The following is a 21019-nucleotide window of genomic DNA, read 5'->3' on the forward strand; positions in this document are numbered from 1 at the left end:
GCCCCTTCCCGAACCGGGGTTGCACCCCGGCCCCCGCTTTTCGGGGGCTCCGCCCCCGGACCCCCGCTGCTCAATCGCCGCAGGGGCTGAATTTTCCCCGGCGGAGGCTTCCCTGTGCAGACCTAGGGGCGCGGGGAACTGCGCGACCAGCCACAGCGCACCCGCGCGTACAGACCGAGCCTGGGGTCCGGGGCGGAGCCCCCACGCGGCGGAGCTGCAAAGTGTCACAGCCGGGAAGGGGCGGGGTGGGGGCCAAGCCCCCGGTCACCCCGGCCGCACCAGCCCCGTCTCGTACGCGAAGACCGCCGCCTGCGTCCGGTCACGGAGCCCCAGCTTCACCAGCACCCGCGAGACATGCGTCTTGATCGTGGACTCCGCCACCACCAGCCGCGAAGCGATCTCCGCGTTCGACAGGCCCTGCGCGATCAGCACCAGCACCTCCGTCTCGCGCTCCGTCAGGTCCCCCACCTGCGACAGCGACGGCGCCCTCGGCACATCCACGAGCTTTGTGAACTCCGTGATCAGCCGCCGCGTCACCGTCGGCGCGAGCAGTGCCTCTCCCGAGGCCACCACCCTTACGCCCTCGGCCAGTTGGCGCGCCGACGCGTCCTTGAGGAGGAAGCCCGAGGCGCCGGCGCGCAGCGCCTGGTAGACGTATTCGTCGAGGTCGAAGGTGGTCAGGACCAGGACCTTCGCCGCCGCGTCGGCCGCCACGATCTCCCGCGTCGCCTCGATGCCGTTCAGTTCGGGCATCCGGATGTCCATCAGGACGACATCCGGGTTGAGCGCCGCGACCTGCTCGACCGCGCCCCGTCCGTCGACCGCCTCGCCCACCACCTCGATGTCCGGCATCGCGTTCAGCAGCACCGAGAAGCCTTCGCGGACCATCATCTGGTCGTCGACGATGAGGACCCTGATCGTCATGCCTGGCCCTCCGGGGCCTCGGCCTTGGCGACCGGCAGGAAGACCGCGATCTCGTAGCCGCCGTCGTCCGTCGTCGCCGCCGTCATCTCCCCGTTCAGCATCGACACCCGCTCCCGCATCCCCGTGATCCCGTGTCCCGCCCCGGGCGACGGCTTCACCAGACCTCGCGCGGGACCGTTCACCACCCGCAGGCCGAGGCCTCCGAGCACGTACGACACCTCGACCCGGGCCGCCGCCCCCGGAGCGTGCCGCAGCACGTTCGACAGGGCTTCCTGGACGATCCGGTACGCCGACAGCTCGACGCCGGGCGGCAGTTCACGTACCGCACCGGTGACCGCCTTCTCCACCCCCAGACCGGCGTCCCGCACATTGGCGACGAGCCCGTCCAGTTCGGCGAGGGTCGGCTGCGGGGCGTCCGGCGCCTCGTAGTCCTCGGCCCGTACGACACCGAGCACCCGGCGCAGCTCGGTCAGTGCCGCGACCGCGTTCTCCCTGATGACCGCGAAGGAGCGGGTCAGTTCGGGCGGCGGGTTCTCCACCCGGTACGGAGCCGCCTCCGCCTGGATCGCGACGACCGACATGTGGTGGGCGACGACGTCGTGCAGCTCACGGGCGATGGTGGTGCGCTCCTCCAGGAGCGTGCGCCGCTCGCGTTCGACCGCGGTGACCTGCCGCTGGACGGTGATCTCCTGCGCGGCCTGCCTGCGGCTGGTCACCAGCGCGACGACCAGGAGCAGCATCCCGCTGACGACAATCATCACGGACGCGAGACCGGAGCGGCCGTCGTCCAGGATCCACGCGGCGAGCACGGAGTACGCGACCGTGACCGCCCACATCCCGACGGCGGTACGCGGCCGGGTACGGACCCCGACCACCACGAACACGACCAGATACGCGAAGGACGAGGCGGGCACCCACCCCCCGCTCGTCCACCCGGCTCCGAAGATCGCGGCCAGCGGCGAGACGGCAAGCGCGATCCACCACGCCCCGACCGGCCTGAGCAGCGTCAGCGCGACGGCGCCGGCCGAGACGAGCGCGCTCAGCAGCCCCAGGGGCCCGCCCTCGTTGCTGGTGACGAGGCCGAGCATCAGCGTGATCGCCGCCGCCCCGAGCACCAGGATGTGCGGGGCCCACTTCAGCCGCCTGGTCAGCGCGCCCCTCGTCCGCAGGGGTTCCAGCGGGCGGTAGGCAAAGGGGTCCTGGCACAGGTCCTCGCGCAGTCCGGCGATGGCACCTGCGGCCACCCGGAGCTCTGGGCTGCGAGCCGTCATCGACTCGGTTCTCTCGTTCACGTACACAACCGTAGGCGGCCATACGGGTGACGTCGTCAGCACTGATACGGATCCTGCGGGGTCCTCCTCAGGTACTACCGGGCGTACTGCCGGGCCTCCTACCAGGCCAGCTGCGCGATCTCCTCCGCAACCACCGCGCACGCGTCCGCCGCCGGGTCGATCAGCGCGAAGTGGGCGACCCCGTCGAGCAGGGTCAGCCCGACCACCTCGCCCTCCTTGGCCGCCGCGTCCACGAACGCCTCGCCGACCTCCATCGGGACCGTCTCGTCGAGACGCCCCTGGACGACGCTGGTCGCGATGCCGGTGGGCAGGAGCAGTGCCGGGTCGGCCCACTCCGCCCGGCCTTCCGCCCCCAGGAAGGCGTCCACCGCTCCGTCGCAGACGTCCAGCTCGCGGGCGCGCGCGAAGTGTGCGATCGGCGCGAGCGCGACCACGCCGCGGAAGGGCGGTGTGGTCCGGTGCCAGGGCGCCTCGGCGGGCAGCTCCTGGCGGGCCGCCGCCCACAGGGCGAGGTGCCCCCCGGCGGAGTGCCCGGTCAGGACGGTGCGGCGCAGATCGGCGCGCGGCAGGTGTTCCCGTACGAGAGCGGGCAGCGCGTCCAGCGCCGCCGCCACGTCGTCCAGGGTGTCGGGCCAGCGGCCCGCGCTGCCCTCCGCGTCCCCGCCGCGCCGGTACTCCACGACGGCGACGGCGAGGCCGCGGCCGGCCAGGAACGCCGCGAAGGGCGTGATGTGCGTACGGTCGACGCGCTGCCGCCAGGCGCCGCCGTGCAGGACGACGACGAGGGGGACGGGTCCGCCGCCCTCGCCGCCGTGCGGTGCCGGCGCGTAGAAGTCCACCAGTTGGTCGGGGTGTTCACCGTAGGCAGCCGTGGCATCGGGCTCGACGGCAGGATGCGAGAAGGCCGACTCGGCCTCGGATGCCTCCGACATGGTGCTCCAACCTCTTGGTGTGCAAGGTCAGTTGTCCCTGACCAGCGGGGACGGTATCAGGCGAGCACCTCACCCAGAACGGCAGCCGCCCGCTCCGCGTCCGCGAACCCCACGTACAGCGGAGTGAAGCCGAAGCGCAGGATGTCGGGCTGCCGGAAGTCGCCGACGACGCCCCGCGCGATCAGCTCCTTCATCACCGCGCCCGCGTCCGCGCACCGCAGCGAGACCTGGCTGCCGCGTTCGGCGTGCGCGAGCGGGGTGACCGTCTCCAGGGAGACGTGCTCCAGGAAGAAGTCCGTCAGGGCAAGGGACTTGGCCCGTACGGCCTCGATCGACACCCCGTCCCAGACGTCCAGCGCCGACTCCAGGGTGAGCATCGACAGGATGTCGGGGGTCCCGACCCGGCCGCGCACCGCGCCGTCGCCGGGGCTGAAGTCCGGGGTCATGCCGAAGGGGTCGGCGTGCGAGTTCCAGCCAGGGAGCGGGGAGTCGAAGGACGGCTGGTGGTCGGGCCGTATGTACAGGAAGGCGGGCGAACCGGGGCCGCCGTTCAGGTACTTGTACGTACAGCCGACGGCGAAGTCCACGCCGTGCGCCCCGAGCCCGACCGGCAGCGCGCCCGCGCTGTGGCAGAGGTCCCAGACGGTGAGGGCGCCCGCCTCGTGCGCGGCGGCGGTGATGCCGGGCAGGTCGTGGAGGCGTCCGCTGCGGTAGTCGACGTGGTTGACGAGCACGGCGGCCGTACGGGGGCCGATCGGATCACCGGGGGTGTACGGCACCATGCGCTTGCCGGTCATCCGGGCCGCCGAGGCGGCGACGTACCCGTCGGTCGGGAAGGTGGTGGCGTCGACGAGGACCTCGTCGCGGACCGGGCCGCCCGTCGCGTCCGCGATGCGGATCGCGGCCACAAGTGCCTTGAAGACATTGACACTTGTGGAGTCACCGACGACGGTCGTGCCGCTCGCAGCGCCGACGATTGGCGCGATCCTGTCCCCGATGCGCTCGGGAGCGGTCCACCAGCCCGACTCCTCCCAGGAGCGGATGCGCAGCTGCCCCCACTCGCGGGCGATCACGTCCTGCATACGGGCGGGGACGTGGCGCGGGAGCGCCCCCAGCGAATTCCCGTCGAGGTAGACGACGCTCTCGTCCAGGGCGAACAGCTCGCGGCACTTGGCGAGTTCGTCCGCGGCGTCCAGCGCCGCCGCTTTCGTGTCAGACATGGCTGCGCGCCGTCCAGAGCTCGGGGAACACGTTCTTCGTGGCGCGCTTCTCCAGCCAGGACACCCCGGCGGAGCCGCCCGTGCCGACCTTGGAGCCCATCGCCCTGCGCGTCGCGACCAGGTGGTCGTTGCGCCATCGCCAGACCAGTTCGCCGACATCGGTCAACGCCTCGCCCAGGCGGACCAGTTCGGTGTCCTGGTCGGGGGCCGCGTAGACCGCCGCCCAGACCGCCTCGACCTCCGGGGACGCCTCGTACTTGCGCGCGAGGTCCCGGGTGAGAACCGCCTCGGGGATCGCGTGACCGCGCCGGGCGAGGAGGCTCAGCACCTCGTCGTACAGGCTCGGCTCCTGGAGCGCCTTCTCCAGCTCCGCGTGGACGCGCGCCGCGCCCCGGTGCGGGACCAGCATCGACGCGGACTTCTCGCCGAGCAGGAACTCCATCCGCCGGTACATCGCGGACTGGAATCCCGAGCCCTCGCCGAGCGCGCTGCGGTACGCGTTGAACTGTCCCGGCGTGAGCTGCGCGAGCGGCCGCCAGGAGGCGTTGAGCGACTCCAGTTCGTAGGTGGAGCGCTTGAGCGCGGCCATCGCCGTGGGCAGATCGTCACGGCGCAGCGCGTGCGTCGCGGTCTCCCACTCGTGGACGATGACGGTGAACCACAGCTCCATGACCTGGGTGGTGACCAGGAAGACCATCTCGCCGGGGTCGTCCGAGCGGAGGTGCTGGAGGTGGGTGAGGACGTCGGCCTGGACGTAGTCCTCGTACGGGGTCGTCCCCGCAAAGTCGAGATTTGGGGTCTCTTCGGACATCTCGGACATCGCTGTCTCCTTGTGCATGTGTCCGGGTAGCGGTCCGCCCCTTCCAGTAGGCATCGGAGCCCCGGTCCCCACCCGAATCATCCGTGGCCGAGCGCTCCACGGCAAGCGCTCAGGGGACGGTCGGGCCCGTGACGAGAGTCCCATTTTCGTCGTACGGGAAAGCGTTCGAGCGGCAGCCGTCGAGGCCCTTGATCTGCTGCTGCATCACCGGGGCGGGTTTCCCGGCGCCCGGACAGGCCATGTGCGAGTGATAGCCGATCGCATGGCCGACCTCATGGTTGATGATCAGATGCCGGTACTGCGCCGGGGGCCCCGCGAACTGCGGCGAGCCCAGCTGCCAGCGACGCAGATTGACCACGACGCCATCGGATATCTCGCAGTTCAGCTCGCCGTGGGTGTGCACGCCGAGCGATTGCAGGCAGAGCTGGTCGGCGGTGGACGGGGTGGCGATACGGAAGACGAAGTCGGCGCCCGACGAGACCAGTTGGAAGGTGCCGCGACCGTGCGCGGCCCAGCTGCGCGGGTTCGCGAGGATGGTCTGGATCTCGGTGGCGGCCTGGTTCGCGTCGACGCCGGAGCCGTCCTCGACCAGGACGCGGTAGCGGTGCAGGGGCCCCGAACCGACGGCATCGCCGTGGAGCGTGGCGGAGGTGAAGGTGCCGGGTCCCGACGCCGGGACCGTGGTCTTCTTCGGCGTGACCTTGGGCTTGGTCTTGGTCTTCGTCTTGGTCACCGACGGGGACGGCGACGGCGTAGGGGAAGGCGGCGGTGGCGCGGCCCGTACGGTCTCGGGGGCGGAGCCCGCGTCGGCGGTGTCCGCGAGGTCGCCGTTCCTGGCGGCCAGCAGCCCGCCGGCGATCAGTGCGAGAACGGCCAGGGGGCCTGCGATCAGCAGTGCACGCGCGAACGGACTGCGGCGTCTGGCGCGACGGCGGCCGCCTCGACTGCTCCGGGCGGCTCCACGCTGACCCACGACACACTTCTCCCCGCTCCGTGCTGGAGGTGGGAGGAGAGGTGTGGGGCCTCTGCGCCAGCTGTGAATGTATGGAGCAGTGATCGTACAGGGGGCCCGTACACACGTACGGGCCTCCCATGTACGGGTTCTGTCACAGGCCGAGCGTCTCCGCCGCCGTCTCCGACGAGTCGCGCAGGAAGGACGAGCAGCGCTCGTACTCCTCCTGCTCACCGATCGACTGCGCCGCACGCGCCAGCGCGTGCAGGGCGCGCAGGAAGCCGCGGTTGGGCTCGTGCTCCCACGGCACCGGGCCGTGGCCCTTCCAGCCGGCCCGGCGCAGGGCGTCCAGGCCGCGGTGGTAGCCGGTACGGGCGTACGCGTACGACTCGACGGCGCCTCCGCGCTCGAAGGCGTCGTCGGCGAGCTGGGCCCAGGCCAGCGAGGACGAGGGGTACTTCGCGGCGACCTCGGCGGGCGCGGTGCCGGCCGCGAGCAGCTCGCGCGGCTCCGGGTCGTCGGGCAGGTGGGTGGGGGGCGGGCCCCCGAGAAGGTCCTTGTGAATAGGCATGACCCCCAGTCTGCCTGGCCGCGGACCCCGCCGGGACCCGTCAGCCCTTCAGTCTGCGCAGCGCCCGTACGAGCGCGTCCACACCCGCCTCCGCCTTGGCCCGGGGGCAGCCCACGTTCAGCCGTACGAAACCGTCCGCGCCATAGACCGAGCCCCGCATGATCGCGACCTTCTCGGTGTCGACGAGCTCCCGCTGGAGCGCCTCGTCGTCCACACCCAGGGGGCGGAGGTCGATCCAGGCGAGATAACCGGCCTCGGGCGGCTGCCAGCCCAGTGCGGGGAAGGCCTCGCCGAGGCGGTCGGCGACCATCGCGAGGTTCCCCGCGGTGTACGCCCGCACCTCGTCCAGCCACCCTGCGCCCTGGCGGTACGCGGCGATGTGCGCGGTCAGCGAGAGCGCGGCGGGCGAGGCGAGCCCCTCGCCCGTCTCCATGCGCCTGAGGTACGCGCTCCGGTCGTCCGGGTCGCCGATGATGCCGTAACTGCCGGTCAGCGCGGGGAAGTTGAAGGCCTTCGAGCCGGAGGTGATCACGGCCCAGCGTCCGCTGCCGTACCGCGTCCAGGGGAGGTGGCGGCGCCCGTCGTGGACGAAGTCGGCGTGGATCTCGTCGCTGATCACGGCGGTTCCGTACCGCTCGGCGAGGCGGGCGAACGCGGTCAGTTCGGCGTCCGTCCACACCTTCCCGGTCGGGTTGTGCGGCGAGCAGAGCAGCAGCACCTTGCTGTCGGGGCGGGCCAGCTCCCGCTCCAGGGCGGCCTCGTCGCCGACGGGGACGCCGCGCAGCTCGCGGCCGAGGCCGGATATCGCCTTGGTGAAGCCGTCGTACGTGGGGGTGTGGACGACGATGCCGTCACCGGGCACGGTCCACATCCGCAGCAGCTGCGAGAGCTGGTTGAGGACGGACGGGCCGTAGACGATCTTCCCGGGGTCGAGGTCGGTGTCGTAACGGGTCGCGTACCAGTGCCGGATCGCCGGCAGGAAGTCCCCGTAGCGCCAGTCCGTGTAGCCGAACACCCCGTGCGCGAGGCGCTCCTGGAGTGCGGCGAGGACCTCGGGCGGCGAGGCGAAATCCATGTCGGAGATGGTGAAGGGCAGCAGCCCGTCGACGCCGAACCGGTCGGCGACGCCGTCCCACTGGACGGATGAGGTGCCGCGCCGGTCGACCGGGGTGTCGAAGTCATAGGTGCTCATGGCTGCCCATCGAACATGACGCGGGCCCGGCACCCTGGTGCGGGGTGCCGGGCCCGTCGTACGGAAACCGCTTGGCCGGACTGCTTACTTGATCTTCGTGCCCGTGGAGCGCAGGTTCGCGCACGCCTCGGTGACGCGCGCGGCCATGCCCGCCTCGGCGGCCTTGCCCCAGGTGCGCGGGTCGTACAGCGACTTGGTGCCGACCTCGCCGTCGACCTTCAGGACCGCGTCGTAGTTGCGGAACATGTGGTCCACGACCGGGCGGGTGAAGGCGTACTGGGTGTCGGTGTCGAGGTTCATCTTCACGACGCCGTTCTCCAGCGCGGTGGAGATCTCCTCGGCCGTCGAGCCGGAGCCGCCGTGGAAGACGAAGTCGAACGGGGACGCCTTGCCGTACTTGGCGGCGACACCCTCCTGAAGGTCCTTCAGCAGCTCGGGACGGAGCACGACGTTGCCCGGCTTGTAGACGCCGTGGACGTTGCCGAAGGAGGCGGCCAGGAGGTAGCGGCCCTTCTCGCCCAGGCCGAGGGCCTCGGCGGTGCGGAGCGCGTCCTCGACCGTGGTGTAGAGGTTGTCGTTGATCTCGTGGCTGACGCCGTCCTCCTCGCCACCGGTCGGGGTGATCTCGACCTCGAGGATGATCTTCGCGGCGGCGGCCTTGGCGAGCAGCTCCTGGCCGATGGCCAGGTTGTCGGCGAGGGTCTCGGCCGAGCCGTCCCACATGTGCGACTGGAACAGCGGGTTGAGACCCTTGGCGACGCGCGCCGCGGAGACCTCGAGCAGCGGGCGGACGTAACCGTCCAGCTTGCCCTTGGGGCAGTGGTCGGTGTGCAGCGCGACGGTGACCGGGTACTTCTCGGCGACGATGTGCGCGAACTCGGCCAGGGCGACGGAGCCCGTCACCATGTCCTTGTTGTACTGGCCGCCCAGGAACTCCGCACCGCCGGTGGACATCTGGATGATGCCGTCGCTCTCGGCCTCCGCGAAACCGCGCAGCGCGGCGTGCAGGGTCTGCGTCGAGGTGACGTTGATGGCCGGGTAGGCGAACTTGCCTGCCTTCGCCCGGTCCAGCATCTCGTTGTAGACCTCGGGGGTTGCGATGGGCATCTGTCCGCTCCTTGGCTATGTGCGGGTGTGTGTTGCGGGTCCCTGACCTGGGGGCGACGTCATCGTCGGGGCCCATCTTTCCAGACTCTTGGTCTTACTCCACCTGGCAGATGGGCCGAGGGGGTGGTCGTTTCACGTGAAACGACCACCCCCTCGGTGTTTTGCCAGGTCAGAGCCCTTGGGGGCCTAAAGGCCCAGATCTCCCTGTGCGTACGCGAAGAGGTAGGGGACCTTCGCCCCTTCGGTGATCTTCGCTGCGGCGCCCGTGTCCCGGTCCACGATCGTCGCGACCGCCACGACCTCGGCGCCGGCCTCGCGGGCCGCCTCGACGGCGGTCAGCGGGGAGCCGCCGGTGGTGGAGGTGTCCTCGACGATCAGGACGCGGCGGCCCTTGATGTCCGGGCCCTCGATGCGGCGCTGCATGCCGTGCTGCTTGGCGGCCTTGCGTACGACGAAGGCGTCCAGCGCGCGCCCGCGGGCGGCGGCGGTGTGCAGCATGGCGTCGGCGATCGGGTCGGCGCCCAGGGTCAGACCGCCGACCGCGTCGAACTCCAGGTCGGCGACGAGGTCCAGCATGACCTGGCCGACCAGCGGGGCGGCGGCGCCGTCCAGCGTGATGCGGCGCAGGTCGATGTACCAGTCGGCCTCGATGCCCGAGGAGAGCGTCACCTTGCCGTGCACGACGGCCTTGTCCTTGATGTGCTGCAGCAGGTCGCCGCGTGCGTCGTCAGTCATGACCACGAGTTTAGAGTCGCCGCCACGACCAGGTCGTCGCGATCTCCAGGGGGTCGATCGGGGTGACCAGGCGGGGGTGGGTGTTGAGGCCGTTCGGCGGGCCCGACTGGGGCTCCACGCAGACGGCTTCGGCCTGTTCGTCGTAGACGACGACCCACTCGGCGCGGCTCTTGACGTTCAGCTCCAGCTGCTGCGGCCAGGTGAGGGTCACGTCGACGCCGTACGGCATCCCGAAGCAGTCGTCCCAGGGGCCGGGAAGCGGCTCGATGCGGCGGCCGGTGGGGAGGTGGTCCTCACCGCGCTCCTCCTGCCACTCGGCGTCGAAGGAGATCGTGACGTCCTCACCGCCGAGGCTGCGGTTGAACCAGGGGTGCCAGCCCGCCTGGGCCGGGAAGGAGTCGTCGTACGTCTCGACGCCCATGGCGATCGTGACGGAGTCCTCGGTCAGCTCGAAAGTCTGCGTGACCTTGCCGGTGTACGGCCACGGGTCGGCGAGGTCGTAGGTGAAGGCCGCGGCGGCCTTCTCGATACGGGCCGTGCTCCAGGCCGTGTTGCGGCCGGTGCCGTGGATGGCGTGCGGCGGGGAGTTGAGCGGCATCTGGTGCCGCTCGCCGCCGTTTCTGAACTGGCCGTGCTCGATGCGCCCGCACCACGGGACCATGGGGAAGCAGCCGTACTTCTCCCCCTGCCGCAGGAGTTCGGTCCCGCCGATCCGCAGGCTGCCGATACGGCAGCCGTTCTCGGGGTTCACGGTCAACTCGACGTCGCCGGCAGCGAGCCGGACCTCTTCGCTACTCACACCACGACACTACCTACCGGCGTCGCCGCAGGGCACGCCCGACCACGACCGCGGAGGCGAGCGCGAGCGCCGCCGCGGGGGCCGCCCAGCGCAGCGTCGCGGAGGCCGTCGCCGACGCGGGCGGCGGCACGGGGGCGTAACGGCCGCGCGGCGGGGCGTGGTCGACCTCCTCCGCGCTGCGGCCGATCATCGTGCGGCGCGCGTGTGCGGCCTCGGCGGGCTCCTCGTCGAGCGGTACGTCCAGCGGCGAGTCGAGCGGTACGAACTCCGCCTCGGCCAGGGCGTCCAGCGAGGGCGGCGGAATCTCCGTCTCGAACACGGTGACCGGCGCCTCGGGCTCGGGCTCGGGTTCCTCCGTGGCGGGCACCTCCTCCGCGCCCAGCCGGTCCGCGAACCGGTCGAGGAGGCGGTGCGCCGACGCCAGCGCGGACGCGTCGTCGAGCTCGGCGATCCGGCCCTCGCCGCGGGCCGTACCGGCGAACGTCAGCGTCGTACCGCCGTCCGAATCGGTCAGACGTACCGTCAGCGACAGCTTCACCGCGCCGGATCCGCGGGCCTCCGTGCCCTCGCCCTCGACGGCGAAGCCGCCGTCCTGGGCGCCGATGCGCAGGGCGCCGCGGTAGGTGATCGTGTGACCGCCGACGCGGACCTTCAGCCGCCCGGCGAGCGGGCCGCTGTCGCCGTCGGCGTCCTGCTGGAACCCGGGGACGCAGCGTGCGACACGGGCGGGGTCCGCCAGGACCCGTCGGAGGGACTCTGCCGGAACCGGAACGAACACCTCATGCTCCATGGAACCCGAGCCTACTCAGAGACCCGGAACACGTCAGTCCTTTAGCTCCCGTATCTCGGGTGCACCAAGGTCGATGCGGGCAGCTTGAGCGGTTTCGTCACCACCGGCGACCAGGCCTCGGTCCGCAGGGGTCCCAGGCTCGGCTGCGTACGCGAGGCGAGCACGAAGCCCCAGTCGCCCGGTGCACCGCCCGCCCCCGAGGCCCGGTCGGGGCCCGCCGTGAAACCCGAGAGGCGGCCCTTCGCGCAGTACGGGAGGGGGTGCAGGCCCGCCGAGCGGAGGGTGGCGACCACCGTCCAGAAGGTGTGGGGGCGGGCGGCGACCGCGCCCGCGTGGACGGCGATACGGCCGTCCGGCGCCAGGACCCGGCCCGCCAGGCCGTAGAACTCCTCCGAGTAGAGCTTGGTGCTCGGGGTGATCCCGGGATCGGGCAGGTCGGAGATCACCACGTCGTAGGCCTGGTGCGGGGGGCCGGGCGAGCGCAGCCAGGTGAAGGCGTCCGCGGTGACGACGTGCAGCCGGGGGTCGCGGTAGGCGTGCGCGTTCAGCGCGGAGAGCGCCGGGTCGGTGCGGGCGAGCTTCTCGACCCCGGGGTCCAGCTCCACCAGCGTCAGCGACCGCACGTCTGCGTACCGCAGCACCTCCCGGGCGGCCAGACCGTCCCCGCCGCCCAGGATCAGCACGCGCGCATGCGGTCCGCGCATCGCCGGGCGGACCAGCGCCTGGTGGTAGCGGTGTTCGTCGAGGCCGTTCACCCGCAGCCGGCCGTCCAGGAAGAGGTCGAGGGGGCCGCGCTCGGGGCCCGTGAGGACCACTTCCTGGACGTCGGTCTGGACCGCGACCCGCACCTGCGCCCCGTACACCGCGCGCCGTGCGGCGTCCTCGAAGTCGCCGACCATGACCGTCGCCGTGGCGAGCACGCTCAGCACCGCCACGTTGGCGGCGATCAGACACCACCGGGAACGCGCCGTCAGATCCCGCCGGAACAGCCAGAGCACCAGCGCCCCGCCCGCCACCGCGTTGACCGCGCCGGTCAGCAGCGCCCCCGTCAGCTGGCCCAGCATCGGCAGCAGCAGGAACGGGAAGGCCAGGCCCCCCACCAGCGCGCCCACATAGTCGGCAGCGAAGAGGTCGGCGACCGCACCGCCCGCGTCCTGCCGCGACACCCGCTGGATCAGCGTCATCAGCAGCGGGATCTCCGCGCCGATCAGCACACCGATGGCGAGCGAGAAGGCCACCAGCGCATAGCGGGCGCCGCCCAGCCAGGCGAACGATGCGTACAGCACGAGCGCCGACGTGCCGCCCACCAGCGCCAGCGCCGCCTCGATCAGCCCGAAGCCGACGGCGGCACGGCAGCGCAGCCGCTTGGCGAGGAGCGAGCCGATGCCCATCGCGAAGACCATCACGGACAGGACCACGGAGGCCTGGGTGACCGAGTCGCCGATGAGATAGGAGGCGAGGGCGACGAGCTCCAGCTCGTACACCAGCCCACAGGCAGCACAGATGAAGACCGTGGCGAGAACAAGTGTCCGGCCGGTCGCCGGAGTGACGGACAGCCGTGCGCCCTGGGTCTCGGGGGACACGGACCGGTCGATCATGATGGGAACGCTACGTCACGAAACACTCACGACGTGTCACCCACAAGGGTGCAATACCGGTCTGGCAGGATTCCGCGCGCCGATGCGCGTGCGGGTCACCACCAGCTGGCCTTCCTGCGGATACGCATGCCAGGTGCGCCAGGTCACCTGCCCTTCGCGGCGCTGCGCCAGCATGGCGGTGAAGGCATGGGGCGAGCCGGGAAACGTACCCGCAAGCCCGTTCGGATGGTCGGCGACCAGCGCGAGCAGCTCCTGCGCGCGCCCCCCGAACGCGCCCGGCGAGAGCGTCTCGACGCACGCGGCGAACTCGTACTCCCAGTCGCCGACGCTCTTGGCGACGCCCAGCGGTAAAGGGGTGCTGCTCCCGGGGATACAGGCGACCGTCTCGGAACAGATGCCGTTGTCCTCCTCCAGAAGTACCTGGTGGGAGGCGCCGAGGAGCCTCATCTGGAGCTTGGCTCCAGCCAGTTCGAGGTCGAGTGTGGCCAGGGCGGGCAGCGGTTCCCGGCCCAAGGCCCAGGCAAGGTCGGCGGCGCGCGTGTCGGTGTAGGCGGTCTTCAGGGTCGTGAGCATGGAGGGGCTCCGCAAAACACACGTGTAGCGGGGTGGACCGGGGTCTCCCCGGGAGGGGTGTCTGGGGTGGTGGGGACGCCTGCTCGGGGCCGTATCGCAGACCTGCTCGATTGCTCAGGAGGCTGCTTCAGGTCCGAGGGCTACTTCTTCATTCAACTGCGAGGGAATCATGAAGTGCGTGGCGCTCACAGCATTTTTACCCAACTTGACGGGGTTTCCATCCCCTCGGGGGCTTCACGGTTCATACGTTCAACAAACGGGTCAACCGGAACGCGCCCGGCGGGAGTTGGCCCCGCCGGGCGCGTCGTCCGGGATGCCCGGTGGAATCAGCTGCCCCGTGTCAGCTGGAACCACCGCATCCCCCGCCACCACCGCAGGACGAGCCGCCCCCGCAGGAGTGGCCGCCACCGCAGGAGTGGCCGCCGGAGTGGTGACCTCCCGAGCCTCCCGAGTCCCCGCCGGAGCCCGAACCGCTGTCCCCCGCCCACCAGCTGCCGCCTGCCGCGGCGCTCGAACTCCCACGGTGCGAACGCCGCCGGAGGGGAGCACCCCCTCTGGCCACCCGCCGCCTCCGCATGAAGCCGACCATCACCCTGAACACCACGACCAGCACGATCAGCCCGAAGATGAAAGCGAGCATCGCCCCCACCGTCCTTTCCTCCCCCGAAGCGGCCCCTCAGCGGGCTCCCGCTCCTCGCGCGCCTTGCGTGGAGGGGGGATGCCCCCGCCTTCTCGCGCCCAAAGCAGAGTTGAGCAACTCCAGAGGTTCGGCGCAGGATGGCCGCCATGACGCGCCCTCTGCTCAACCGCCGCCTGGCCGAGTTCGGTACGACGATCTTCGCCGAGATGTCCGCACTCGCCCTCTCCACGGGCTCCATCAACCTCGGCCAGGGCTTCCCCGACACGGACGGCCCCGAGGAGATCAGGGAGGCGGCGGTACGGGCGCTCCGCGACGGCCGCGGCAACCAGTACCCCCCGGGCCCCGGCGTCCCCGAACTCCGCACCGCCATCGCCGCCCACCAGCAGAGCCGCTACGCCCTCGCCTTCGACCCCGACACCGAGGTCCTGGTGACGGCGGGCGCGACCGAGGCCATCGCCGCGTCGCTCCTCGCCCTCGTGGAGCCGGGCGACGAGGTGATCGCCCTGGAGCCGTACTACGACTCCTACGCGGCCTGCATCGCCATGGCCGGCGGCACCCGCGTCCCGGTGACGCTGCGCCCCCGCGAAGGCGCCTACCACCTGGACCTCGACGAGCTCCGCGACGCGATCACCGACCGCACCCGCCTCATCCTCCTCAACACCCCCCACAACCCCACCGGCACCGTCCTCACCCGCGAGGAGCTGGGAGCAATCGCCGCCCTCGCGGTCGAGCGCGACCTCCTCGTCATCACCGACGAGGTCTACGAACACCTCACCTTCGACGGCGCCGAACACCTCCCGCTCGCCTCCTTCCCCGGCATGCGCGAGCGCACGGTCACCATCTCCTCGGCCGGCAAGACGTTCTCCTTCACCGGCTGGAAGGTCGGCTGGGCGACCGCGTCCCCCGCCCTGATCACCGCCGTCCGCTCGGCCAAGCAGTTCCTCACGTACGTCTCCGCAGGGCCCTTCCAGTACGCGGTCGCCGAGGCCCTGCGCCTGCCCGGCACCTACTTCGAGAACCTCCGCGCCGATCTGAGCTCCAAGCGCGACCTGCTGAGCGACGGGCTCACGGCGGCCGGCTTCGAGGTCTACAAGCCCGCAGGCACCTACTTCGTCACCACCGACATCCGCCCGCTCGGCGAGAGCGACGGCTTCGCCTTCTGCCGCGCGCTCCCCGAGCGCTGCGGCGTGGTCGCCATCCCCAACGCGGTCTTCTACGACCACCGCGACCAGGGCGCCCCCTTCGTACGCTTCGCGTTCTGCAAGCGCACCGAGGTCCTCCAGGACGCGGTGGACCGGCTCAAGGGACTTTCCTGACACGGGTTTTGCGGCCGCGGAAGGCGCAGTCCACCCGGTCGGCCCGCCTGGGCTCGCGCACTCCCCGGTGAGCACGGAAGGTCGGTCTGTCCGACCCCGTACGCCGCCCGGAGGTTTCCCCTGTCCGCCGACCTTGCCGTCGAGACCCGGCCGGCGCCCGCCACCGCACGCCGCCATCCCGCGCTGCTGCGCCGTGCGGCCCCCGCGCTCGGGCTGTTCGCGGCGGTGCGGCTGACGGGACTGGCCGTGCTCGCCCTCTGGACCTGGCACCTGGGGCACAGCCCGCTCTCCGTCATCGGCGACAGCTGGGACGCCAAGTGGTACACCTCGATCGCCGCGCACGGCTACGGCGCCCGCACCTTCCGCTACCCCAACGGCGACGTCCAGAGCGACCTGGCCTTCTTCCCGCTCTACCCGGCGCTCATCAAGGCCGTGTCGACCGTCCTCCCGGTGACCGGCGGCGGCGCGGGCCTCCTCGTCTCCTGGGCCTCGGCGGCAGCCGCGGCCTGCGGGATCTACGCGACGGGCGAGCGGCTGTACGGACGGCGGACCGCGACCCTGCTCGTGCTGCTCTGGGGGCTGCTGCCGCACGCGATCGTCCTGTCCATGGCGTACACGGAGCCGGTGCTCACCGCACTCGCCGTCTGGTCCCTGTACGCGCTGCTCGCCCGCCACTGGCTCTGGGCGGGCAGTCTGGCGGCGCTCGCCGGACTGTCGCGGCCCAACGGCTACGCGGTCGCCGCGGCCGTGTGCGCGGCCGCCCTGTACGAGGTCGTACGCAGCCGGGGCACCCCGCGCGTCTGGGCGGCCGGGCTGCTCGCGCCGCTCGGCTGGGCGGGATTCGTCCTGTGGGTCGGCGCCCGCAAGGGAGACCTCCTGGGCGGCTACTTCGCCGTCCAGGACAAGTGGGGTTCGCGCTTCGACTTCGGCGCAGGCTGGCTGCGGCTCGGCCGGGACCTGCTGCTGCGCCCCGCACCGGTGGTCCTCACGGTGAGCGCGCTGATCGTCGGCGCCGCGGTGCTCCTGTACGTACTGCTCATCCTGGAGCGCCCGCCCCTGGCCCTGCTGATCTACTCCGGCGCCCTGCTCCTGGTCGCGGTCGGCGGCGCCGGCTTCTTCGAGTCCAAGCCGCGCTTCCTGCTGCCCGCCTTCCCGCTGCTGATCCCGCTCGCGCTCGCCATGGCAAAAGCCCGGCCGAGGACCGCGATCGTGGTGATCACGGCCCTCGCCGGGCTTTCGCTGAGCTATGGCGCGTATCTGCTGACCAGCGCGCACATGCCTCTTTAGAGGCTCTTACGCTTCGTCGCCCTCGGGCTTCTCGTCGCCCTCGGTGCCGGACTCCAGGTCCTGCTCCAGGCCGAGCTGCTCGACGAGCCACTTGTCGAACTCGATCGAGGCGCGCACCCAGCTCACCGTCGAGGAGACGAAGTGCTCCAGGCTGACGCCGGTGCCGATCAGCATCTGCGCCTCACCGATGAGACGGACCGAGCCGTCGTCGTGGGTGTGCGTGTAGGCCTTCGGCCACAGGGTGCGGCGGTTCCAGTCGTCGATCAGCTCGAGGAGCTGGAGCTTCTCCTCGATCTTGTGCTCACGGTCGTAGAACGTCCGGACCGAGAAGACCTGCTGGTCGTCCTCGCCGCGGAACATGAAGTACGTGCGGAATTCCTCCCACGGCGCGGCGAGGTCGCCCTCGTCGTCGACGACGTACTTCAGCTCCATCTGCTCGAGGAGCTGCTTGACCAGGTCCTGGTCGGGAACGACGGGGCCCGCCGGTCCGGCCTGCGGATCGGGCTGGCCCCCGAAGTTCGGAATGGAGGACGGGTCGATGCTCATGTCTTGGAGCCCTTCGGTACGAGTCCCGCCATCCTCCCCCATGCCGGGCGGGGGCTGGCAACCCCCGCCGGGCACTATCCGCTGCGGGCTTATTCGCGACGGACCCCCGGCCGGGGGTCCGGGGGTCGTCCCCCGGGGGATGCAGCCCGCTGCGGGCTTATTCGCGACGAACCTCCGGCCGGGGGTCCGGGGGTCGTCCCCCGGGGGATGCAGCCCGCTGCGGGCTTATTCCTTTGCTTCTGCCCTGCCTACGACCAGGCCGTCCTCGAACCGGTCCACGCGCACCGTGTCACCGTCCGTGACCTCGCCCGCGAGGATCTCCTTCGCCAGCCGATCGCCGATCGCCGTCTGGATGAGGCGGCGCAGGGGCCGCGCCCCGTAGGCCGGGTCGTTGCCCTCGTCCGCCAGCCAGGCCAGCGCCTCGGGCGTGATGTCGAGCGTGAGCCTGCGCTCCGCGAGCCGCTTCGCGAGGCGGCCGATCTGGAGCTCGGCGATGTGCGCCAGCTCGTCGCGCGACAGGGCGGAGAAGACGACCAGGTCGTCGAGGCGGTTGAGGAACTCCGGCTTGAAGGACGCCCTGACCACCTCCAGGACCTGCTGCTTCTTCTCCTCCGGCTTGGTCAGCGGGTCGACCAGGTACTGGCTGCCGAGGTTGGAGGTCAGGATCAGGATGGTGTTGCGGAAGTCCACCGTCCTGCCCTGGCCGTCGGTCAGCCGGCCGTCGTCGAGGACCTGCAGCAGCACGTCGAAGACCTCGGGGTGGGCCTTCTCGACCTCGTCGAGGAGCACCACGCTGTACGGTCGCCGGCGCACGGCCTCCGTCAGCTGGCCGCCCTCCTCGTAGCCGACGTACCCGGGCGGCGCACCCACCAGCCGTGCCACGGAGTGCTTCTCGCCGTACTCGCTCATGTCGATGCGGACCATCGCCCGCTCGTCGTCGAAGAGGAAGTCGGCGAGCGCCTTCGCCAGCTCGGTCTTGCCGACACCGGTCGGGCCGAGGAAGAGGAACGAGCCGGTGGGCCGGTCGGGGTCGGCGATTCCCGCGCGCGTACGGCGCACCGCGTCCGAGACGGCCTGCACGGCCTCGCTCTGGCCGATCAGCCGCTTGCCGAGCTCGTCCTCCATGCGCAGGAGCTTCTGCGTCTCGCCCTCCAGGAGGCGTCCCGCAGGAATGCCGGTCCAGGAGCCGACCACGTCCGCGATGTCGTCGGGGCCGACCTCCTCCTTGACCATGGTGTCGGTCCGTACCTCGGCCTCCGCCTCGGCGGCCTCCTCCAACTCCCGCTCCAGGCCGGGGATTTCCCCGTACAGCAGCTGGGAGGCGGTGTCGAAGTCGCCGTCGCGCTGGGCGCGCTCCGCCTGGCCGCGCAGTTCGTCGAGCTTCTCCTTCAGCTCACCGACGCGGTTGAGGCCCTGCTTCTCCTTCTCCCAGCGTGCGGTCAGACCGCGCAGCTCCTCCTCCTTGTCGGCGAGGTCGCGGCGCAGTTTCTCCAGGCGCTGCTTGGAGGCGGCGTCGGATTCGTTCTTGAGGGCGAGCTCCTCCATGCGCAGGCGGTCGACGGAGCGCTGCAGCTCGTCGATCTCCAGGGGCGAGGAGTCGATCTCCATACGGAGGCGGGACGCGGCCTCGTCGACGAGGTCGATGGCCTTGTCGGGGAGGAAGCGCGAGGTGATGTACCGGTCCGAGAGGGTCGCGGCGGCGACCAGCGCGGAGTCCGCGATCACCACCTTGTGGTGCGCCTCGTACCGGCCCTTGAGCCCGCGCAGGATCGCGATCGTGTCCTCGACGGTCGGCTCGGCGACCAGCACCTGCTGGAAGCGGCGCTCCAGCGCCGGGTCCTTCTCGATGCGCTCGCGGTACTCGTCGAGGGTCGTCGCGCCGACCATCCGCAGCTCGCCGCGGGCCAGCATCGGCTTGAGCATGTTGCCCGCGTCCATGGCGGAGTCGCCGCCGGCGCCGGCACCCACGACGGTGTGCAGCTCGTCGATGAAGGTGATGATCTGGCCGTCGCTCTCCTTGATCTCGGAGAGGACGGTCTTCAGCCGCTCCTCGAACTCGCCGCGGTACTTGGCGCCCGCGACCATCGCCCCCAGGTCGAGCGAGACCAGCTTCTTGTTCTTGAGCGACTCGGGTACGTCGCCCTTCACGATGCGCTGGGCCAGCCCCTCGACGACGGCCGTCTTGCCGACGCCGGGCTCACCGATGAGGACCGGGTTGTTCTTCGTACGCCGGGACAGCACCTGCACGACGCGGCGGATCTCCGCGTCCCGCCCGATGACCGGGTCGAGCTTGCCCTCGCGGGCCGCGGCCGTGAAGTCCGTACCGAACTTCTCCAGAGCCTTGTACTGGCCCTCGGGGTCGGGAGTGGTCACCCGGCGCCCTCCCCTGCTGGTCTCGAATGCCGAAAGGAGCTTCTTGGCCGTCGCTCCCTGGTCGGACAGTACGTCGCCGGCCGGGCCGCCCTTGGCCGCGATGGCGATGAGCAGGTGCTCGGTGGAGAGGTAGTCGTCTCCGAGCTCCTTGGCGCGCCGGTCCGCGTCGGCGATGACGGCGAGCAGGTCGCGGTTGGGCTGCGGCGGCGAGACCGTGGAGCCCGCCACGGAGGGCAGCGCGGACAGGATCCGCTCGGCTCCCTTACGTACGGCGGCCTGGTCCGCGTCGACCGCGGCCAGCAGGTCGGTGATGTTCGCGTTGTCCTCACCCTCCAGGAGGGCGAGCAGCAGGTGGGCGGGGGTCAGGTCGGGGTGCCCGCCGGACACGGCCCGGCTGGTGGCCGCGTTGATCGCGTCCCGGCTCTTGTTGGTCAGCTCTGCTTCCACGTGTGCTCTCTCCTCCTAGCGGATAGGGGCTCTGTCTCTGCCATCTATGACTGCGTCAACCTGTACAAAGTTGAGTCTATTCCACTCAAGGTGAGGTGGATACATTCGCCCCCATGACCACCATGGCCAGCTTCTGGCGTGAGAACCATCTCTGCACCTTGACCACACTCCGCCCCGACGGCACACCGCATGTGGTGCCGGTGGGCGTGACGTACGACCCGGAGGAGGGGGTGGCCAGAATCATCGCCAACAAAACGTCGCGCAAGGTCGCCCATGTCCTGGCCGCCGCCGCCGACGCACGGGTCGCGGTCTGCCAGGTGGACCGCCGGCGGTGGGCGACGCTGGAGGGGCGGGCGGTCGTACGGACCGGGCAGGACGCGATCGCCGACGCGGTGAGCCGCTACGCGGTGCGGTACGGGCGCACCCCGGCACCCAACCCGGACCGGATCCTCATCGAGATCACGGTGGACCGGACGCTGGGAAACAGCTGAACGCAGCACAGCGGCGCCACCGTGTTCAGGTCACGGTGGCGCCGCTGTGTGGGGGAAGCGCCTGAGCGATTTACAACGACGGGGGAATCGCTTCAGGCACTGCGGGGGATGGCTTGATTGGTGTCGGGCTCGATGAGCTGGTGGTCGCGCCGGTCGAGATTGACGAAGACCATGCCGTACCGGATGGCGCAGCGCACGGGCTGTGGGGCGCCCCTGGGCTTGCGGAGACATCGGTAGGCCCTGACGTCCTCGTCCTCTTCGCGCACGACCAGGATCGGCTCGCCGAACAGGGTGACCATCAGCGAGTCGCCGCGGTGGGGAATGGCCGAACCCAGATCGATGAAGTGCCAGCCGGAACGGTAGGCGGTCGCCATTTCCCGACGGAAGGTTCTGTCGTCGGGTGGTGTCGTCATC

20 protein-coding genes are annotated in these 21019 nt (G+C 71.0%); 3 read left to right on the plus strand and 17 right to left on the minus strand.

The window, feature by feature from the left end:
• Window positions 1-264 precede the first annotated feature (264 nt).
• The 14 genes from AB0H78_RS01275 to AB0H78_RS01340 all read right to left on the minus strand — a co-directional run bounded on the left by AB0H78_RS01275 (window position 265) and on the right by AB0H78_RS01340 (window position 13505).
• Window positions 265-924 (minus strand): response regulator transcription factor, encoded by a 660-nt coding sequence (locus tag AB0H78_RS01275; protein WP_363232105.1) that lies wholly within the window; start codon window positions 922-924, stop codon window positions 265-267.
• A complete protein-coding gene (locus tag AB0H78_RS01280; protein WP_363232687.1) occupies window positions 921-2195 on the minus strand; it encodes a histidine kinase in 1275 nt (424 codons plus the stop codon). The genes AB0H78_RS01275 and AB0H78_RS01280 overlap by 4 nt, the downstream gene beginning before the upstream one ends.
• A 119-nt stretch (window positions 2196-2314) precedes the next feature.
• Window positions 2315-3148 (minus strand): alpha/beta hydrolase, encoded by an 834-nt coding sequence (locus AB0H78_RS01285; RefSeq protein ID WP_363232106.1) that lies wholly within the window; start codon window positions 3146-3148, stop codon window positions 2315-2317.
• A 56-nt stretch (window positions 3149-3204) separates the two neighbouring features.
• Window positions 3205-4368 (minus strand): kynureninase, encoded by a 1164-nt coding sequence (gene kynU / locus AB0H78_RS01290; RefSeq protein ID WP_363232107.1) that lies wholly within the window; start codon window positions 4366-4368, stop codon window positions 3205-3207.
• On the minus strand, window positions 4361-5179 hold the full coding sequence (locus AB0H78_RS01295; RefSeq protein WP_363232688.1) for a tryptophan 2,3-dioxygenase family protein: 819 nt from the start codon (window positions 5177-5179) through the stop codon (window positions 4361-4363). Before AB0H78_RS01295 ends, kynU begins: the two co-directional genes overlap by 8 nt.
• A 118-nt stretch (window positions 5180-5297) precedes the next feature.
• A complete protein-coding gene (locus tag AB0H78_RS01300; protein ID WP_363232108.1) occupies window positions 5298-6161 on the minus strand; it encodes a DUF3152 domain-containing protein in 864 nt (287 codons plus the stop codon).
• A gap of 133 nt (window positions 6162-6294) precedes the next feature.
• Window positions 6295-6711: a DUF3151 domain-containing protein gene (locus tag AB0H78_RS01305; RefSeq protein ID WP_363232109.1), complete on the minus strand. Its 417-nt coding sequence runs from the start codon at window positions 6709-6711 to the stop codon at window positions 6295-6297.
• 40 nt (window positions 6712-6751) lie between these two features.
• Entirely contained in the window at window positions 6752-7903 is a 1152-nt protein-coding gene (locus AB0H78_RS01310; RefSeq protein ID WP_363232110.1) for a MalY/PatB family protein, read from the minus strand.
• A gap of 84 nt (window positions 7904-7987) precedes the next feature.
• Window positions 7988-9010, minus strand: coding sequence for a class II fructose-bisphosphate aldolase (gene fbaA, locus AB0H78_RS01315; protein WP_363232111.1), 1023 nt, complete (start codon window positions 9008-9010; stop codon window positions 7988-7990).
• Window positions 9011-9196: 186 nt separating this feature from the next.
• A complete protein-coding gene (gene pyrE / locus AB0H78_RS01320) occupies window positions 9197-9745 on the minus strand; it encodes an orotate phosphoribosyltransferase (protein WP_363232112.1) in 549 nt (182 codons plus the stop codon).
• A gap of 10 nt (window positions 9746-9755) precedes the next feature.
• Window positions 9756-10544 carry an aldose 1-epimerase gene (locus AB0H78_RS01325; RefSeq protein WP_363232113.1) on the minus strand — a complete coding sequence of 263 codons (789 nt, stop codon included), beginning with the start codon at window positions 10542-10544 and terminating at the stop codon, window positions 9756-9758.
• Window positions 10545-10557: 13 nt separating this feature from the next.
• A complete protein-coding gene (locus tag AB0H78_RS01330; RefSeq protein ID WP_363232114.1) occupies window positions 10558-11334 on the minus strand; it encodes an SRPBCC family protein in 777 nt (258 codons plus the stop codon).
• Window positions 11335-11375: 41 nt separating this feature from the next.
• The gene (locus AB0H78_RS01335) at window positions 11376-12932 is read right to left on the minus strand and encodes a polyamine aminopropyltransferase (protein WP_363232115.1); all 1557 of its coding nucleotides are present in this window, start codon (window positions 12930-12932) and stop codon (window positions 11376-11378) included.
• Window positions 12933-12968: 36 nt separating this feature from the next.
• Window positions 12969-13505: a DUF2617 family protein gene (locus tag AB0H78_RS01340; protein ID WP_363232116.1), complete on the minus strand. Its 537-nt coding sequence runs from the start codon at window positions 13503-13505 to the stop codon at window positions 12969-12971.
• Between the two features lie 777 nt (window positions 13506-14282).
• Between AB0H78_RS01340 and AB0H78_RS01345 the strand changes: the two genes are divergently transcribed.
• Window positions 14283-15461, plus strand: a complete 1179-nt coding sequence (locus AB0H78_RS01345; RefSeq protein WP_363232117.1) for a pyridoxal phosphate-dependent aminotransferase — start codon at window positions 14283-14285, stop codon at window positions 15459-15461.
• A 183-nt stretch (window positions 15462-15644) separates the two neighbouring features.
• A complete protein-coding gene (locus AB0H78_RS01350; RefSeq protein WP_363232689.1) occupies window positions 15645-16748 on the plus strand; it encodes a hypothetical protein in 1104 nt (367 codons plus the stop codon).
• Window positions 16749-16754: 6 nt separating this feature from the next.
• On the opposite strand, the gene AB0H78_RS01355 is transcribed toward AB0H78_RS01350, so the two are convergent.
• Entirely contained in the window at window positions 16755-17294 is a 540-nt protein-coding gene (locus AB0H78_RS01355) for a YbjN domain-containing protein (RefSeq protein ID WP_363232118.1), read from the minus strand.
• A 225-nt stretch (window positions 17295-17519) separates the two neighbouring features.
• Window positions 17520-20114: an ATP-dependent chaperone ClpB gene (gene clpB, locus AB0H78_RS01360; RefSeq protein ID WP_363232119.1), complete on the minus strand. Its 2595-nt coding sequence runs from the start codon at window positions 20112-20114 to the stop codon at window positions 17520-17522.
• Window positions 20115-20227: 113 nt separating this feature from the next.
• Here clpB and AB0H78_RS01365 point away from each other — a divergent pair, with 113 nt between their 5' ends.
• A complete protein-coding gene (locus AB0H78_RS01365) occupies window positions 20228-20605 on the plus strand; it encodes a TIGR03618 family F420-dependent PPOX class oxidoreductase (protein ID WP_363232120.1) in 378 nt (125 codons plus the stop codon).
• 92 nt (window positions 20606-20697) lie between these two features.
• Here AB0H78_RS01365 and AB0H78_RS01370 read toward each other — a convergent pair whose 3' ends face one another.
• Entirely contained in the window at window positions 20698-21018 is a 321-nt protein-coding gene (locus AB0H78_RS01370; RefSeq protein WP_363232121.1) for a (2Fe-2S)-binding protein, read from the minus strand.
• Window position 21019: the final 1 nt, after the last annotated feature.

The organism is Streptomyces sp. NPDC050738 (assembly GCF_040654175.1).
Lineage (GTDB): Bacteria > Actinomycetota > Actinomycetes > Streptomycetales > Streptomycetaceae > Streptomyces.

Bases quoted from the DNA above. Each gene is read 5' to 3' on its own strand.
- AB0H78_RS01275 (WP_363232105.1), bottom strand. From the start codon at position 924: ATGACGATCAGGGTCCTCATCGTCGACGACCAGATGATGGTCCGCGAA.
- AB0H78_RS01280 (WP_363232687.1), bottom strand. From the start codon at position 2,195: ATGACGGCTCGCAGCCCAGAGCTCCGGGTGGCCGCAGGTGCCATCGCC.
- AB0H78_RS01285 (WP_363232106.1), bottom strand. From the start codon at position 3,148: ATGTCGGAGGCATCCGAGGCCGAGTCGGCCTTCTCGCATCCTGCCGTC.
- kynU (WP_363232107.1), bottom strand. From the start codon at position 4,368: ATGTCTGACACGAAAGCGGCGGCGCTGGACGCCGCGGACGAACTCGCC.
- AB0H78_RS01295 (WP_363232688.1), bottom strand. From the start codon at position 5,179: ATGTCCGAAGAGACCCCAAATCTCGACTTTGCGGGGACGACCCCGTAC.
- AB0H78_RS01305 (WP_363232109.1), bottom strand. From the start codon at position 6,711: ATGCCTATTCACAAGGACCTTCTCGGGGGCCCGCCCCCCACCCACCTG.
- AB0H78_RS01310 (WP_363232110.1), bottom strand. From the start codon at position 7,903: ATGAGCACCTATGACTTCGACACCCCGGTCGACCGGCGCGGCACCTCA.
- fbaA (WP_363232111.1), bottom strand. From the start codon at position 9,010: ATGCCCATCGCAACCCCCGAGGTCTACAACGAGATGCTGGACCGGGCG.
- pyrE (WP_363232112.1), bottom strand. From the start codon at position 9,745: ATGACTGACGACGCACGCGGCGACCTGCTGCAGCACATCAAGGACAAG.
- AB0H78_RS01330 (WP_363232114.1), bottom strand. From the start codon at position 11,334: ATGGAGCATGAGGTGTTCGTTCCGGTTCCGGCAGAGTCCCTCCGACGG.
- AB0H78_RS01335 (WP_363232115.1), bottom strand. From the start codon at position 12,932: ATGATCGACCGGTCCGTGTCCCCCGAGACCCAGGGCGCACGGCTGTCC.
- AB0H78_RS01340 (WP_363232116.1), bottom strand. From the start codon at position 13,505: ATGCTCACGACCCTGAAGACCGCCTACACCGACACGCGCGCCGCCGAC.
- AB0H78_RS01345 (WP_363232117.1), top strand. From the start codon at position 14,283: ATGGCCGCCATGACGCGCCCTCTGCTCAACCGCCGCCTGGCCGAGTTC.
- AB0H78_RS01355 (WP_363232118.1), bottom strand. From the start codon at position 17,294: ATGAGCATCGACCCGTCCTCCATTCCGAACTTCGGGGGCCAGCCCGAT.
- AB0H78_RS01365 (WP_363232120.1), top strand. From the start codon at position 20,228: ATGACCACCATGGCCAGCTTCTGGCGTGAGAACCATCTCTGCACCTTG.
- AB0H78_RS01370 (WP_363232121.1), bottom strand. From the start codon at position 21,018: ATGACGACACCACCCGACGACAGAACCTTCCGTCGGGAAATGGCGACC.